Below are 14,774 nucleotides of genomic sequence, written 5' to 3'. Positions count from 1 at the left end.
TTTTTGCCCTGCCCGAAGGTAGCGCGCTCCAATCATTAACCTGACAGTAACGAAAGCGCCAGTAGCTTGATTGATCCCCCCACCACCCCAGCCCTAAGGTGACCCCACGACAGCGAACCCGTGGAGTCACCATGACAACAACCAAGAATCCACCGCCGCAATGGTCGCGGCGGCGCGCCGAAAAGCAGCGCCGCCTTGACCGGGTCCGCCACCTCGCCGACGGCGTGGTGCTGCCCACCGAGCGTATCGTCGAAGCCCTGGAACTGCTGCTGGCTCCCGGCGACCGGGTAGTGCTCGAAGGCAACAACCAGAAGCAGGCCGACTTCCTTTCTCGCGCGCTGGCCAAGGTCGACCCTGCGCGCCTGCACGACCTGCACATGATCATGCCCAGCGTCAGCCGGGCCGAGCACCTCGACCTGTTCGAACGTGGTATAGCCCGCAAGCTCGACTTCTCGTTCGCCGGCCCGCAGAGCCTGCGCATTGGCCAACTGCTGGAAGACGGCCTGCTCGAAGTCGGTGCCATCCACACCTATATCGAGCTGTACTCGCGGCTGCTGGTCGACCTGATCCCCAACGTCACCCTGGTGGCTGGCTTCATGGCCGATCGCAACGGCAACCTGTTCACCGGCCCCAGCACCGAAGACACCCCGGCCTTGGTGGAGCCGGCTGCGTTCAGCGACGGCATCGTCATTGCCCAGGTCAACCAGCTGGTGGACCGCGTGGATGACCTGCCACGGGTCGATATCCCGGCGTCCTGGGTCGATTTCGTGGTGGTTGCCGACCAGCCTTTCTATATAGAGCCGCTGTTCACCCGCGACCCGCGCCACATCAAGCCGGTGCATGTGCTGATGGCGATGATGGCCATTCGCGGCATCTACGAAAAGCACCAGGTGCAGTCGCTGAACCATGGCATTGGCTTCAACACCGCCGCCATCGAGCTGATCCTGCCCACCTATGGCGAGTCCCTGGGCCTGAAGGGCAAGATCTGCCGCAACTGGACACTCAACCCGCACCCGACACTGATCCCGGCCATCGAGACCGGCTGGGTGGAAAGCGTGCACTGCTTCGGCACCGAACTGGGCATGGAAGACTACATCGCCCAGCGCCCGGACGTGTTCTTCACCGGCCGTGATGGTTCGCTGCGTTCCAACCGCATGATGTGCCAGCTGGCCGGGCAGTACGCTGTCGACCTGTTCATTGGCGCCACCCTGCAGGTGGATGGCGATGGCCATTCCTCGACCGTGACCCGCGGCCGCCTGGCCGGCTTCGGCGGGGCCCCGAACATGGGCCACGACCCCCGTGGCCGGCGCCATGCGACCCCGGCCTGGCTCGACATGACCGTGCCGGAAACCATGCTCGAACGCGGTCGCAAGCTGGTGGTGCAGATGGTCGAGACCTACCAGGAAGGCGGCAAGCCCACCTTCGTGGAAACCCTCGATGCCGTGGAAGTGGCCAGGAAAGCCGGCATGCCGCTGGCGCCGGTGATGATCTACGGCGACGACGTCACCCACCTGCTGACCGAGGAGGGCATTGCCTACCTGTACAAGGCCCGCAGCCTGGAAGAGCGCCAGCAGATGATCGCCGCCGTGGCCGGGGTTACCGCCATCGGCCTGCGGCACGACCCCAAGGACACTCAGCGCCTGCGCCAGCAGGGCCTGGTCGCCTTGCCCGAAGACCTCGGCATCCGACGCACCGATGCCAGCCGCGAACTGCTCGCTGCACGCAGCATCGCCGACCTGGTCGAATGGTCCGGCGGCCTCTACAACCCGCCTGCACGCTTCAGGAGCTGGTGATGAAAGCACTCGACTTGCAACCGCATGGGCTTCTTCGCCAGCACAGGAATAGTGATGCATCTGGAAATTGCGCGATCCTTGTGGGAGCGGGTTCACCCGCGAAGAGGCCAGCACAAGCAACCAAATTACCCCTGGCCGATCACCTGGCCGACCTGGCCGTGGAAGCCCTGATCGACGAAGCCGACCTGTCCCCCAAACCCGGCCTGGTCGACCGCCGTGGCAATGGCGCCCACCACGACATGACCCTGGCCCTGATGCATGCCTCGGCCCTGGCCCTGTGGCCATGCCTGCGCAACATGGCCGAAGCCGCCCAGGCCATCGGCACCCTCGGCCAGCCCCTGCGCGCCACCCTGGGCCAGCTCGGCCGCGAAGGCGAGGCGGCGATGCTGGCCGCGACCGGTGGGGTCAACACCCACCGCGGCGCAATCTGGGCCCTCGGCCTGCTGGTTGCATCCAAGGCCCTCGACACCCAGGCCGATACCAACACCCTGGCTGCCCGTGCCGGGCGCATCGCACTGTTCGACGACCCCGCCATGACCACCCAGGACAGCCATGGCCTGCAGGTACGCCGCCGCTATGGCACTGGCGGCGCCCGCGAACAGGCGCAACAAGGTTTCCCGGCGGTTATCGGTCACGGCCTGCCACAACTGCAGCGCAGCCGCGCCGCAGGTGCCAGCGAACCTCACGCCCGGCTCGACGCGCTGCTGGCGATCATGGCCGTGCTCAACGATACCTGCGTGCTCTGGCGCAGCGGCCCGACCGGGCTGGCTGCCGTCCAGCAAGGCGCCCGTAGCGTGCTGAGCGAAGGCGGCAGCGCCACGCTGGCCGGGCGCCGACAGCTGCGCCGGCTGGACCAGCACCTGCTGCACCTGAATGCCTCACCGGGCGGCGCCGCCGACCTGCTGGCCGCCTGCCTGTTCCTCGACAAAGCCGGGAGCCTGTGACATGGAAACCCTGACCTTTCAATTCCCCGCCGCCGCCCCTGGGCGTGGCCGCACGCTGGTGGGCTGCGTCAGCTCCGGCGACCTTGAAGTGCTGATCGAGCCCGGCACCACCGGCAGCCTGCAAATTCAGGTGGTGACCTCGGTCAACGGCAGCGCTGCCCGCTGGGCGCAGCTGTTCCAGCGCCTGTTCGAGGGCCGCACCTGGCCGGCCGTGAACATCGACATCCATGATTTCGGCGCCACCCCAGGCGTGGTGCGCTTGCGCCTGGAGCAAGGCCTCGAGGAGATCGCTCATGACTGATATCGCACGCTTGCTGCACAGCCGCAGCTTTGTCGAACTGGGTGCCCGCCAGCGCGCCCGCGCCGTGCTCGACCCGGGCAGCTTCCGTGAGCTGCTGGGCCCGTTCGACCGGTTGATGTCACCGTGGCTGCCGCGCCAGGGCATCGTGCCCCAGGCCGATGATGGCGTGGTCATCGCCAAGGGCCTGCTGAACGGGCGCAACGCGGTGGTCGCTGCCATCGAAGGCAGTTTCCAGGGCGGCAGCATGGGCGAGGTGGGAGGGGCCAAGATCGCCGGTGCGCTGGAACTGGCCATCGAAGACAACCGCAACGGCATCCCCACCTGCGCCGTGCTGCTGCTGGAAACCGGCGGTGTACGCCTGCAGGAAGCCAACCTGGGCCTGGCGGCGATTGCCGAAATACAGGCGGCGATTGTCGAACTGCGCGCCTGGCAGCCGGTGGTCGGCCTGGTCGCAGGTTCGGTCGGCTGTTTCGGCGGCATGTCCATCGCCGCTGGCCTTTGCAGCCACTTGCTGGTCACCCGCGAAGCCCGCGTGGGCCTCAACGGCCCGCAGGTAATCGAGCAGGAAGCGGGCATCGGTGAATACGACGCCAAGGACCGTCCCTTCATCTGGAGCTTGACCGGCGGCGAGCAGCGCCACGCCAGCGGCCTGGTCGATGCCTATGTGGCCGATGACATCGAGGCGTTGCGCGAACGCTTGCTGCAATTGCTCGACGAGCCTTCAAGGGATCGCGCCGGTCAACACGCCTGGTTCCTCGAACGCCTGGCCCGGCTGGGCGATGGCTGCCCGCAACTGGATGCCGCTGCCGTGCGTGACCTTTACCAAGGAGAAGCCAAATGAACCGTGCCTTGAACTGGCTGCCGGGCCTGGCCGGTGGGCAAGCCTTGCCCGGCTACCCCGCGTCGTTGCGGGTAATCGACGGCGAACTGGACAACCGCCTGGCGCGTTTCATCGCCGTGGTGCCGGACGCCGACAACCCGTTCCCTCGTGCGCGCTCGGGCGAAGTCGGCCTGCTGGAAGGCTGGGGCCTGGCCAAGGCTGTGAGCGAAGCGGTCGAGGCTGACCGCCACGGTCAGAAGCGCGCCATCGTCGCGGTGATCGACGTGCCCAGTCAGGCCTATGGCCGCCGTGAGGAAGCCTTGGGGATTCATCAGGCGTTGGCCGCTTCGGTGCAAGCCTATGCCCAAGCACGGCTGGCCGGGCACCCGGTGATCGGCCTGCTGGTCGGCAAGGCCATGTCCGGTGCCTTCCTGGCCCACGGTTACCAGGCCCAGCGCCTGATCGCCCTGGATGATGCCGGGGTCATGGTGCACGCCATGGGCAAGGCGGCGGCAGCGCGCATCACCCTGCGCAGCGTCGAGCAACTGGAAGCCCTGGCCGCCGAGGTGCCGCCGATGGCCTACGACCTGGCCAGCTACGCCTCCCTGGGCCTGCTGTGGCGCCGCCTGACGGTGGACAACGCCGAGACGCCGAGCAGTGCCGACATCGCCCAGGTACGTGCCTGCCTGGCAGATGCGGTGCGCGACATCGGCAGCTCGAGCGACCTGTCGTCGCGGCTGGCGGGCGAAAACCGCAGCGCCTCGCGCCAGGTGCGCGAACAGCTGCGCCGCCAATGGCAGGGCGCTTGAGATGAACGCGCCAAGGCCGCACGACCTGCTCTGGGGCATGCCCGTATCGGGCCTGCCTGCTGATGCGCCGCGTTGGGCGCAGGATGTGCTGCTGAGCGGCCAGCCGGTGGTGGTGCGCCGTGCCACCTGTGCGAACGGCTGGGTGGCAGTGGGGCTGCGTGGCCAGGGCAGGGCGCAGCGGTCGGGTGTACTGATGCGGCTGGCCGATATCCAGTGTCAGCAAGGCCCCGAAGCGCTGCGCTGGCAAGCTGAGAGCCCTTGGCCTGCATTGCAGGCCCTGGCCTCGGTCGCCCCGGTACTGGATGCCAGCGGCCTGGCCTGGGGGCCGACAGGTGGGGTGGGGTACCAGATCGCCACCGGTATGGAGGTGGTACACGCCGACAGCGACCTGGACTTGCTGCTGCGCACGCCACAACCGCTGGCCCGGGTGCAGGCGCGTGAGCTGCTGGATATCCTCGATTGCGCGCCTTGTCGTATCGACCTGCAGCTGGAAACCCCGGCGGGCGCTATCGCTCTGCGTGAGTGGGCCGGCTTCGCCCGCCGCGTGCTGCTCAAGTCGGCCCATGGCCCACGCCTGGTCAGCGACCCATGGGCAACGATGGAGCGTGCAGCATGAGCAGCCTGTTCGCCTTCCCCGGCCAAGGCGCCCAGCAGGTGGGCATGCTGCGGCGCCTGCCTGAGGGGGCCGGGCAATTGCTGGAAGAGGCCAGTGACACCCTCGGCCAGCAGGCCCTGGCGCTGGACAGCCAGCAGGCCCTGCAGACGACCCGTGCCGTGCAGCTGTGCCTGCTGCTGGCTGGCGTGGCCTGGGCGCGCTGGCTGATGCAGCGCAGCCCCGCGCCGGATTACGTGGCGGGCTTGTCGATTGGCGCCTACCCGGCGGCGGTCACGGCGGGCGTCTTGGGCTTTGCCGATGCCGTGCGCCTGGTTGCCCTGCGTGGCGAACTGATGCAGCGCGCCTATCCGCAAGGCTACGGCATGACCGCACTCAGCGGCCTGGACCTGGCTTGTGTCCAACGCTTGTTGAGCGATACGGGCGGCGAGGTGTATGTCGCCAACCTCAACAGCGACAACCAGATCGTCATCGCCGGCAGCGATGGTGCGATGGCTGCGGTTGCCGCCAAGGCACGCCGCCTGGGCCAGGGCGTTGCCCGGCGCCTGGCGGTCAGCGTGCCGTCGCATTGCCCGTTGCTGGATGGCCCGGCGGCCGAACTGGCCAGTGCCTTCGCCACGGTCGAGCTGCAGCGACCGCGTATCACCTACCTCAGCGGCAGCAGCGCTCGGCCGATATTCGACCCCCAGCGTCTGCGCGACGACCTGGCCGGCAACATGGCGCGGGTGGTCGACTGGCGTGCTACGTTGCGCAACGCCTATGAGCGTGGCGTGCGCCTGCACCTGGAGCTGCCGCCCGGCAACGTGCTCGGCGGGCTGGCCCGGCCGGTGTTCGAACAGGGCAGGGTGGTTGCTGTTGAAGGCACCCGCTGGGACACCCTGGATGCGCTGCTGCGCCAGGAGGTGGCCAACGAACGATGACAGCGACACTGCGGCGGATGGTGACCCCTGTGGGAGCGGCTTTAGCCGCGAAGAATCCAACGCGGTGCATGGCACCGGCTGCGCCGGTGTTCGCGGCTAAAGCCGCTCCCACAGAGTTCAGTTCCATGGGGGCAAAAGCTGCACAAAAGTGTGTTTACGAAGAACAACAACAAGCAACTTCGACACTACCTGAGGACAACAACAATGATCATCTATGGTGTGGCACTGCTGGCGGTCTGCACGCTTGCCGGCGTCATCGTCGGCGACTTCCTGGGCGTGCTGCTGGGCGTCAAATCCAATGTGGGCGGGGTCGGCATCGCCATGATCCTGCTGATCTGCGCACGCCTGTACATGCACCGCAACGGCGGCATGAGCAAGGAATGCGAGTTCGGCGTGGGCTTCTGGGGCGCCATGTACATCCCGGTGGTGGTGGCCATGGCTGCCCAGCAGAACGTGGTCACCGCCCTGCACGGCGGGCCGGTGGCGCTGCTGGCGGCAGTGGGTGCGGTACTGGTGTGCGGTGCGACCATTGCCCTGATCAGCCGCAGCCACCGCGGCGAACCCCTGCCGGCAGTGGAGGCCGGCCCCGAAAGCAATGTGCAGGCCGCCCCTGCAGGAGGGCGTTGATCATGTGGCCGATCATTGACAATGCCCTGGAACATAACGGTTTGATCACTGCCTTTGCGGTGGTGGGCGCGATCATGTGGTTGTCGGTGGTGCTGTCGAAGTACCTGACCTTCGGCCGCGTGCACGGCTCGGCCATCGCCATCGTCATCGGCCTGGTGCTGGCCTGGGTCGGCGGCACCATTACCGGTGGCCAGAAAGGCCTGGCCGACATGGCGCTGTTCTCCGGCATCGGCCTGATGGGCGGCGCCATGCTACGCGACTTCGCCATTGTCGCCACGGCCTTCGAGGTGCAGGCCACCGAGGCGCGCAGGGCCGGGATGATCGGCGCGGTGGCGCTGCTGCTCGGCACGGTGCTGCCATTCATTGTCGGCGCTGCGGTGGCCTACGCCTTCGGTTACCGTGATGCGGTGAGCATGACCACCATTGGTGCGGGTGCGGTGACCTATATCGTCGGGCCGGTGACCGGGGCAGCGTTGGGGGCCAGCTCGGACGTGATGGCGCTGTCGATTGCCACCGGGCTGATCAAGGCGATCCTGGTGATGGTGTTCACCCCGGTATCGGCGCGCCTGCTGGCGCTGGACAACCCACGTTCGGCGATGGTGTTCGGCGGGTTGGCGGGGACGGTGTCGGGGGTGACGGCCGGGCTGGCGGCGACCGACCGGCGCCTGGTGCCGTACGGGGCGCTGACAGCCACCTTCCATACCGGGCTGGGCTGCCTGATGGGCCCGTCGATCCTGTACTTCTGCGTACGCGCCCTGGTCGGTTGACAACAATCTGCTGGACTGCGCAGACCCCTTGCAGGAGCGGCCTTGTGTCGCGATCGGGCCGCAACGCGGCGGCCCCAGCGATATCCGCACCGCAGCCAAGATCTTGGGGGCCGCTGCGCGCCCCATCGCGACACAAGGCCGCTCCTACACCGACCGCATCGGTTTCAAGCCATGCGCAGTACCTGGGAGCAACTGTCTTGCTCAAATTCCAAAAGGTGGCGCGATCTGTGTGGGAGCGGCCTTGTGTCGCGAAATAGCCGCAACGCGGCCCCAGGATTGATGCGCAACAGTTGAAGTTGCTGGGGCTGCTTTGCAGCCCTTTCGCGACACAAGGCCGCTCCCACAGGTACAGCGATAACCTCGAGAGCAATGCTGTACCTGTGGGAGCTGGCTTGCCGGGCGATGAGGCCAGTCGACTCTACTTCAATGCCAGGTGATATCCCCGGCCTGCCGGTGGAACAGCAACTCTGTCAGGGCCTTGGTCATCTGAACATGATGCACCGCATTGACCAACATATTGATGCCGGGCTCGCCGGCGTTGGCGCAGATGAATTCGTCCAGCGTATCTTCGATGCCAGACATCAGCTGAAGGGAGTGGATCAGAGCGTCAACCGAGGGCATGTCCTGGTTGATGGTGTAGAAGGGGCGGGACGTCAGTTTGACGGGTGGGTCGGGGACAAGCTTTTTCATTATGTAATTCCAGCTTCTACTTAGAGGAATGGAACTACCACCTGAATCTTTCTCATGGATTGAAGGTGGCAGCCGTACGCGGGTGTGAGAAAGCCGAGAAGAAGCTAGCAAAGACCCGGCCAGGCGAAAGCCCGCCCACGTACGGCCACCATAGAGGTGCTGCTAGCTTATCTGTCGGGTTCTCATGCCCGGTCACCGGAGCGACCCGGAAACGTTATCCGTGAGGTGTTTCCCCGACAACAGCGATAGTTCGGCAGCGCGCGTAGGATAATTCCTAAGCGGGTTCATTCTGAAGCATTTGGTTTCATGTTCAGAAATGTCTTACAGGTGATGGCTTTGTTGGCTTTGTTGGCTGTGGGGTGTAGGGCGAGAGGTTGGAGTCATGGCTAACATGTGTCCGGCACTACATTGTCGGTGCCTGGGAGATCGAGCGCCGCCCGCGCGGCGCTCGATCTCCCAGGCACTGAAAATCTTGTGACGAGCACCCGCAACCCACCCCCCGTTTCGGGGAAAGCCGCTGGGGAATCCTCCCCAATCTGTTTCGTTTGCCGCTGCAACCTACTGAAAATTAAAGCAATCTGCTCCTGGCATGCACCTTGCTCCAGCTCCACGCAGAGATCCTGTGTCCCGGAGGTGCAGCATGTCCATGCCACTCAAAGGCCCCATCCTGTCATCACTCGTTCTGGCCTTGCTCGGCTGGGAGTCGACCAGCGAAGCCGCCGTGCAGTGCCAGCGCACCCTGGTCGCCAACGTTGTGGCGCTGGACCAGCCACTGATGTTCAACCGCCTTGGCGCGCAAAACGCCAACGGCATGATGTTCGCCCTGCGCGAGGATGTGGTGGACGACAAGATGGTCCCCCTCAGCAGCGGCGGGGCGGCGGTACCGGGCAAGGTCACCCTGCGCCCGGACAAGCGCCCGCGGCCCATCGTGCTGCGGGTGGCCGCCGGTGAATGCCTTACCGTCAACCTGACCAACCTGCTCGACTACAAGGCCAACCCCAACAAGGACGGCATCGAGGCCGAAGAGCCTGAGGGCGAAGAGGAGGGGCCGGAGCTCGAAAATGAAGCCGCCGAAGGCTTCGTCGCCGATGAACAAGTGGCCGAACGCATGGTCGGCTTCCAGGTCAACGGCATGCAGGCGGTCAACAGCATCGCCGACATTTCGGCCTACACCGGGCGTAACGGCAACTTCTTCGTCAGCCCCGGCAGCACCCGCAGCTATACCTTGTACGCCGAACGCGAAGGCGCTTTTGCCGCCACCAGCAAAGCCGCCACCTTCGGCGGCGAGGGCACTGCGGGCAACGTTGCCAACGGCCTGTTCGGCCAGGTAGTGGTAGTGCCCAAGCTCGGCCGCACCTACCGCAATACCCTCACCGAAGAAGAAATGCGCCTGGCCACCACCGGCCGCACCGCCACCGGCCAGCCGGTAATCGATTACGAAGCCCGCTACCCGCAAATGCAACCCTGGATCGCCGAGGGCAAGGCCGGCAAACCGATCATTGCCATGGTCGACGGCAACGAAATCATCAACAGCGAAACCGATGCCATCGTCATGGGCCCCAACCCCGATGGCAGCTTCCCCAAATCCACCTACCCGCTGGAAAACCTGGGCAAGCGCAACCCGGCGCTGCCCAACCGCCTGGAGGCGTTCCGCGACTTTGCCTCGCAGTTCGCCGACGAGGTCGCCGGCACCCAGGCGTTCCCGGGCTACTGGGCCGACCCGGTGATGGGCCACGTACTGGAACCCACCCGCGACTCGTTCATGATCAACTACGGTTCCGGTGGCATGGGCGCGGAAGTGGTGGCCAACCGCCTGGGCGTGGGGCCGATGCACGACTGCCTGTCGTGTGCCTATGAGGAGTTCTTCCTCAGTGCGCACACTGTCGGTGACGTCGGTACCCTGGTGGACGTGCCGGCCAACGTCGGCCTGGAGCACATTCGCCCTGGCGAGGTGCCACCGGCCAGTGCCGTCGGGGTCAAGGCCAGCATGGCCCTGTTCCCGGCGGAACCGGCCAACGTGCACCACAGCTACATCGGTGACTTCACCAAGTTCCGCAACACCCACAACGGCCATGAACAGCACATCTTCCACCTGCACGGCCACCAGTGGCTGTTCAACCCCAATGACGACAATTCCGACTACATCGATGCCCAGGGCATCGGCGCGGGGGTCGGCTACACCTACGAAATCGCCAACGGCGGTGCGGGCAACCGCAACCGGGTGGCGGGCGATGCCATTTACCATTGCCACTTCTACCCGCACTTCGCCCAGGGCATGTGGGCCATGTGGCGGGTGCACGACGTGTTCGAGGAAGGCACCCGCCTGGAAGTGAGCGGGCAGGGCGAGAACGGCTTCCACAGCACCCCGTTCGCCCTGCGCAGCGGCAAGCCGGCGGTTGGCGCGCGGGCCTTGCCCGATGGCGAGATCGTTGCGGGTACGCCGATCCCGGCCATCGTGCCGCTGCCCGGCAAGGCCATGGCGCCGATGCCAGGCAAGGTGGTGGTGGTACCGAAGCTGTCCGAAGCGCTGGTTGCCGCCAATGATGACGACGACGAGCCCGAGGAAGAAGAGGATGAAGAGCCAGCCAATCAGGAACCGGTTCGCAAGGCCATCGGCTCGCTGGCGCTGGTCGACCGCAGCGACGCCAACCGCAACGCCGACGGCACCTTGAAAAACCCTGGCTATCCGTTCTGGATCGGCGGCATGGAAAGCAGCGTGGGCAACCGCCCACCAACCCCGCCACTGGACATGCTCGACCCGGTCATGGCACGCCAGCTCAAGGAAAGCGGCAAGGCGCTGTGGGCCAACCTTGACCCGAACCAGGTCGATGGCTGGGATGGCGGCCTGGGGCGCCACGCGCTGGACGGCGTATCTGCAGGCGGCGAGGCCGAAACCACCACCACCAAGCTCGATTTCACCAAGGTGGTACACAAGGCCAAGCCCATCTACCTGCCGGAAGAGGGCACCGATGTCGAGCAGGCGGCCATGCAGTTCCATGCCCAGGCCGAACACCAAAGCTTTGCCCTGATCCCCGGCAGCCAGCCGGTGGCCAAGGCGTTCCGCACCAACGGCGCCTTGCCGACTGCCGGCGCGCCGTTCTACGAGCCATGCATGGATGACCGGGGCAAACGCCTGACCCAATCTTCCGGGGTAGGCGAGTTCTTCAGCGGCGAAAGCCTTTCGGGCCTGAACTTCCGGGGCTCCTCGGCCTTCACCGCCGACCACCCACGCATCTACAAGGGCGCCAACATCCAGTTCGACGCGGTGTACAACAAGGTCGGCTACCACTTCCCGCAGGCCCGCATCATCGCCCTGTGGGAGGACGCCTGGCCGGTGATCACCAAGCAGCGCCCGCCAGAGCCGCTGGTGATGCGCATGAACACCTTCGACTGCACCATGTACCAGCACACCAACCTGATCCCGAACATCTACGAGATGGACGATTACCAGGTGCGCACCCCGACCGACGTGATCGGCCAGCACATCCACCTGCCCAAGTGGGACCTGACCGCCGCCGACGGCTCGGCCAACGGCTGGAACTACGAAGACGGCATCCTCTCGCCCGGCAGCGTGGTCGAGCGGGTGCAGGCCATTCGTGCCTACAACGGCTGCACCCAAGGCGATAGCCGCGACGGCACCGCCGCCTGCCCGCAAGCCCGGCAGCACCCATACTTCGGCCGCTTCGGCCGGGCCGACTGGCTGGGCGCACGCACGGCCATGCAGCGCTGGTTCGCCGACCCGCTGGTGAACGTGTACAACGTCGACCGTGGCCTGGGCACCATCTTCACCCACGACCACCTCGGCCCATCGACCCACCAGCAGCTTGGGCTGTATGCCACCGTACTGGCCGAACCGGCCAACTCCACCTGGTACCACGCCGAAACCGGCGAGAAGCTGTACAACCCGGCCACGCGCCAGGACGGTGGCCCGACCTCGTGGCAGGCGGTGATCCAGACCGGTGACCACGATGGTGACGGCAAGAACGACAGCTACCGCGAGTTCTTCCTGGAATACAGCGACTTCCAGCACGCCTACGAGGCCGGTGTGTACGTCGGCGCCGGGCCGGACGGCATCCCCAATGCCCAGTCCTACCCGGCCACCGCCGACAGCTTCCGCTACGCCATCAACCCGCCGGTGCGCGGCAAGGCGTCGAACCTGCTGGAGGCCATCGTAGAGGAACGCGGCGGCATCAACCCGGGCTGCCCAAGCCGGCCCTGCCCGCAGGCAATCTCGGTGGATGACCCGGGCATGTTCGTCGTCAACTACCGCAACGAGCCCCTGGCCCTGCGTGTGTACGACCCGAACAAGGTCGGCCCGGACGGCAAGCGTGGCATGCAGGCCGACGGCCTGGCCGGCGACCTCAGCTATGCCTTGCAAACCCGTACCGACCGGGCGATTCCGGCCATGAACCTGGCTCCGTCGGCGATTACTTCGGCCGTGGGCCCCACCGGCGGCACCACGCTGTTCCCGCCGCACATCAACGCGGCCGGCAGCGAACCGGGCGACCCCTTTACCCCGATGCTGCGCACCTACTCCGGTGACAACGTACGCCTGCGCATGCACGCCGGCGGCCATGAAGAGGAGCACAACGTCACCTTGCATGGCGTGAAGTGGCTGCAGAACGGCACTGGCTACGGCAACAGCTCCAACTCGGGCTGGAAGTCATCGCAGATGATCGGTATTTCCGAGCAACTGGGCTTCATGGCGCCGGTGTCGATGATCTCCAGTTCGGCGGCCACCAACGGTGACTACCTGTATTCCCTGGATGCGGCCCTGGAGGGCTACTGGAACGGCATCTGGGGCATCATGCGCAACTACACCGCGCAGCGTGCCGACCTGTTCCCGCTGCCCAACAACCCGCAGCCGGTGGCCATGCGCAACACCGTGAACTTTGATGGCATCTGCCCGAAAACCACGGCCAACCCCAACGGCATCGGCACCCGCCCGACCGTCAAGCGCAGCTACGAAATCGTCGCGGCACTGGCCAACGACATCCTCGAGAACCGCAACGGCGTCAGCATCAACGACCCGGCGGGTGTCGGCCAGCATGTCGGTGGCCCGCTCAAGGCCAATGGCGGCACCTTGGTGTTCAACAGCCGCAAGACCGCCATCCCGCTGGTCAGTGGGGTAGACCCCGAAGATGGGGAACCCTTCACCATTGGTGGCCACAGCGCGCCGCTGCACGACCCGACCGCGATCCTGTACGTGCGCAAGGCCGACCTGGATGCCACCACCGGCAAGCTCAAGGCGGGCGTGCCCGTGGAGCCGCTGGTGCTGCGCGCCAATGCCGGCGAGTGCATCAGCATCACCCTGGAAAACCGCCTGCCGCTGGTGATGCCGGACCTGCCCAGCACTGCGGTGATGCACAACGTGGTCAAGCGTGACCGCTTCGACAGCGAGGGTGCCACCGCCTTTGCCAACAACCTGATGCGGCCGTCCAGCCACGTGGGCCTGCATGCCCAGCTGCTGGCCTACGACATCACCAAGTCCGATGGCGCCAACGTCGGCCTCAACCCGGTGCAGACCGTAGCCCCGCGTGCCGGCACCAGTGGCGCCTGGCCGACCCGTACCTACCAGTACTATGCCGGCCACCTGGAGCGTGAAGGCAAGCCGGTGTCGCAGCTGGGCCGCACGGTGGACAACATCAACACCACGGCCATCGAGTTCGGCGGCCTCAACCTGACCCCGTCGGACTTCATCAAGCAGCCGCAGAAAGGCCTGGTGGGTGCCATGAGCATCCTGCCACAGACCGCCACCTGGACCGAGGACAGCGCAACACGGGCCCAGGCCACGGTCAAGGTCACCGGCCAGCCCGACTACCGCGACTTCGTCACGGTCTGGCAGCGTGCGCTGAACATGCGCTGGGCCGACGGCCGCCCGGTGGAGGGCATCAATACCGAAGGCAACGGCGCCGCCGGCGACCCGCAGGACAACGGCAACATGGCGGTCAACTACAAGACCGAACCCCTGTGGCTGCGCTTCGGCATGGCCCCCGACTCACCCTTCGGCCGCGCCGGTGGCCTGGGCTTTGGCGATGTGCCCAATGCCCACATGGCCTACGCCAACGCCCTGGTCGGTGGCGACCCGCAAACCCCGGTGCTGTACGCCAAGCCCGGCCAGCCGGTGCGCAACCATATCGTGATGCCCAGTGGTGGCAGCCGCGGCATGGTCTACCAGCTGGATGGCCACTTGTGGCCGCTGCACAACTACCAGGCCGAGAAGAACGACGTGGACGGCTACCCGCTGAGCCTGCCTGGCATCGGCTCGGTGCGCTTCGGCTACAACCCGATGGCCATGTACATCGGTGCCCAGGAAAGCGTGCTGCCGGCCGCGCACTTCAGCTTCATGCTGCCCAGTGCCGGCGGCGCCAACGCGGTGGCGGGTGACTACCTGTTCCGCGACTACGCCGCCTACGGCAACCTCTCGGGGCTGTGGGGGATCTTGCGGGTGACCAATGAAGCGCCGCCGGCAACGGCACCGGCGCAGTGA

General features: G+C 66.2%; 11 protein-coding genes. 10 read left to right on the top strand and 1 reads right to left on the bottom strand.

What is annotated here, in order from left to right:
* Positions 1-131: 131 nt before the first annotated feature.
* The 9 genes from mdcA (at position 132) to madM (ending at position 7,594) form a co-directional block, all read left to right on the top strand.
* Positions 132-1,793, top strand: a complete 1,662-nt coding sequence (gene mdcA, locus QN085_RS14395) for a malonate decarboxylase subunit alpha (protein ID WP_041505899.1) — start codon at positions 132-134, stop codon at positions 1,791-1,793.
* Complete coding sequence (locus tag QN085_RS14390; RefSeq protein ID WP_041505900.1) at positions 1,793-2,737, top strand: triphosphoribosyl-dephospho-CoA synthase; 945 nt, start codon at positions 1,793-1,795, stop codon at positions 2,735-2,737. Before mdcA ends, QN085_RS14390 begins: the two co-directional genes overlap by 1 nt.
* Position 2,738: 1 nt before the next feature.
* Positions 2,739-3,038 (top strand): malonate decarboxylase subunit delta, encoded by a 300-nt coding sequence (locus QN085_RS14385; RefSeq protein ID WP_013972877.1) that lies wholly within the window; start codon positions 2,739-2,741, stop codon positions 3,036-3,038.
* Positions 3,031-3,879, top strand: coding sequence for a biotin-independent malonate decarboxylase subunit beta (locus QN085_RS14380; protein ID WP_013972876.1), 849 nt, complete (start codon positions 3,031-3,033; stop codon positions 3,877-3,879). Before QN085_RS14385 ends, QN085_RS14380 begins: the two co-directional genes overlap by 8 nt.
* Positions 3,876-4,667 carry a biotin-independent malonate decarboxylase subunit gamma gene (mdcE, locus tag QN085_RS14375; RefSeq protein ID WP_013972875.1) on the top strand — a complete coding sequence of 264 codons (792 nt, stop codon included), beginning with the start codon at positions 3,876-3,878 and terminating at the stop codon, positions 4,665-4,667. The genes QN085_RS14380 and mdcE overlap by 4 nt, the downstream gene beginning before the upstream one ends.
* 1 nt (position 4,668) lies before the next feature.
* A complete protein-coding gene (locus QN085_RS14370) occupies positions 4,669-5,283 on the top strand; it encodes a malonate decarboxylase holo-ACP synthase (RefSeq protein WP_013972874.1) in 615 nt (204 codons plus the stop codon).
* A complete protein-coding gene (gene mdcH, locus QN085_RS14365) occupies positions 5,280-6,200 on the top strand; it encodes a malonate decarboxylase subunit epsilon (RefSeq protein ID WP_041505901.1) in 921 nt (306 codons plus the stop codon). Before QN085_RS14370 ends, mdcH begins: the two co-directional genes overlap by 4 nt.
* Before the next feature lie 204 nt (positions 6,201-6,404).
* Positions 6,405-6,827 carry a malonate transporter subunit MadL gene (gene madL / locus QN085_RS14360; protein ID WP_003258591.1) on the top strand — a complete coding sequence of 141 codons (423 nt, stop codon included), beginning with the start codon at positions 6,405-6,407 and terminating at the stop codon, positions 6,825-6,827.
* A 2-nt stretch (positions 6,828-6,829) separates the two neighbouring features.
* Positions 6,830-7,594: a malonate transporter subunit MadM gene (gene madM, locus QN085_RS14355; RefSeq protein WP_024087229.1), complete on the top strand. Its 765-nt coding sequence runs from the start codon at positions 6,830-6,832 to the stop codon at positions 7,592-7,594.
* A gap of 423 nt (positions 7,595-8,017) precedes the next feature.
* Here madM and QN085_RS14350 read toward each other — a convergent pair whose 3' ends face one another.
* Positions 8,018-8,284, bottom strand: coding sequence for a hypothetical protein (locus tag QN085_RS14350; protein WP_023662334.1), 267 nt, complete (start codon positions 8,282-8,284; stop codon positions 8,018-8,020).
* Positions 8,285-8,924: 640 nt separating this feature from the next.
* On the opposite strand from QN085_RS14350, the gene mnxG reads away from it, so the two are divergent.
* Positions 8,925-14,774 carry a manganese-oxidizing multicopper oxidase MnxG gene (gene mnxG / locus QN085_RS14345; RefSeq protein WP_041505902.1) on the top strand — a complete coding sequence of 1,950 codons (5,850 nt, stop codon included), beginning with the start codon at positions 8,925-8,927 and terminating at the stop codon, positions 14,772-14,774.

It is taken from the genome of Pseudomonas sp. M2(2023) (assembly GCF_030263955.1).
Classification (GTDB): Bacteria; Pseudomonadota; Gammaproteobacteria; order Pseudomonadales; family Pseudomonadaceae; genus Aquipseudomonas; species Aquipseudomonas asiatica.
This window is presented reverse-complemented; position numbering and strand designations above follow the sequence as displayed.

What these genes read in the sequence shown, in the direction of transcription:
- mnxG (WP_041505902.1), top strand. Translation starts at nt 8,925, where the DNA reads ATGTCCATGCCACTCAAAGGCCCCATCCTGTCATCACTCGTTCTGGCC.
- QN085_RS14350 (WP_023662334.1), bottom strand. Translation starts at nt 8,284, where the DNA reads ATGAAAAAGCTTGTCCCCGACCCACCCGTCAAACTGACGTCCCGCCCC.
- madL (WP_003258591.1), top strand. Translation starts at nt 6,405, where the DNA reads ATGATCATCTATGGTGTGGCACTGCTGGCGGTCTGCACGCTTGCCGGC.
- QN085_RS14370 (WP_013972874.1), top strand. Translation starts at nt 4,669, where the DNA reads ATGAACGCGCCAAGGCCGCACGACCTGCTCTGGGGCATGCCCGTATCG.
- QN085_RS14380 (WP_013972876.1), top strand. Translation starts at nt 3,031, where the DNA reads ATGACTGATATCGCACGCTTGCTGCACAGCCGCAGCTTTGTCGAACTG.
- madM (WP_024087229.1), top strand. Translation starts at nt 6,830, where the DNA reads ATGTGGCCGATCATTGACAATGCCCTGGAACATAACGGTTTGATCACT.
- mdcE (WP_013972875.1), top strand. Translation starts at nt 3,876, where the DNA reads ATGAACCGTGCCTTGAACTGGCTGCCGGGCCTGGCCGGTGGGCAAGCC.
- mdcA (WP_041505899.1), top strand. Translation starts at nt 132, where the DNA reads ATGACAACAACCAAGAATCCACCGCCGCAATGGTCGCGGCGGCGCGCC.
- QN085_RS14390 (WP_041505900.1), top strand. Translation starts at nt 1,793, where the DNA reads ATGAAAGCACTCGACTTGCAACCGCATGGGCTTCTTCGCCAGCACAGG.
- QN085_RS14385 (WP_013972877.1), top strand. Translation starts at nt 2,739, where the DNA reads ATGGAAACCCTGACCTTTCAATTCCCCGCCGCCGCCCCTGGGCGTGGC.
- mdcH (WP_041505901.1), top strand. Translation starts at nt 5,280, where the DNA reads ATGAGCAGCCTGTTCGCCTTCCCCGGCCAAGGCGCCCAGCAGGTGGGC.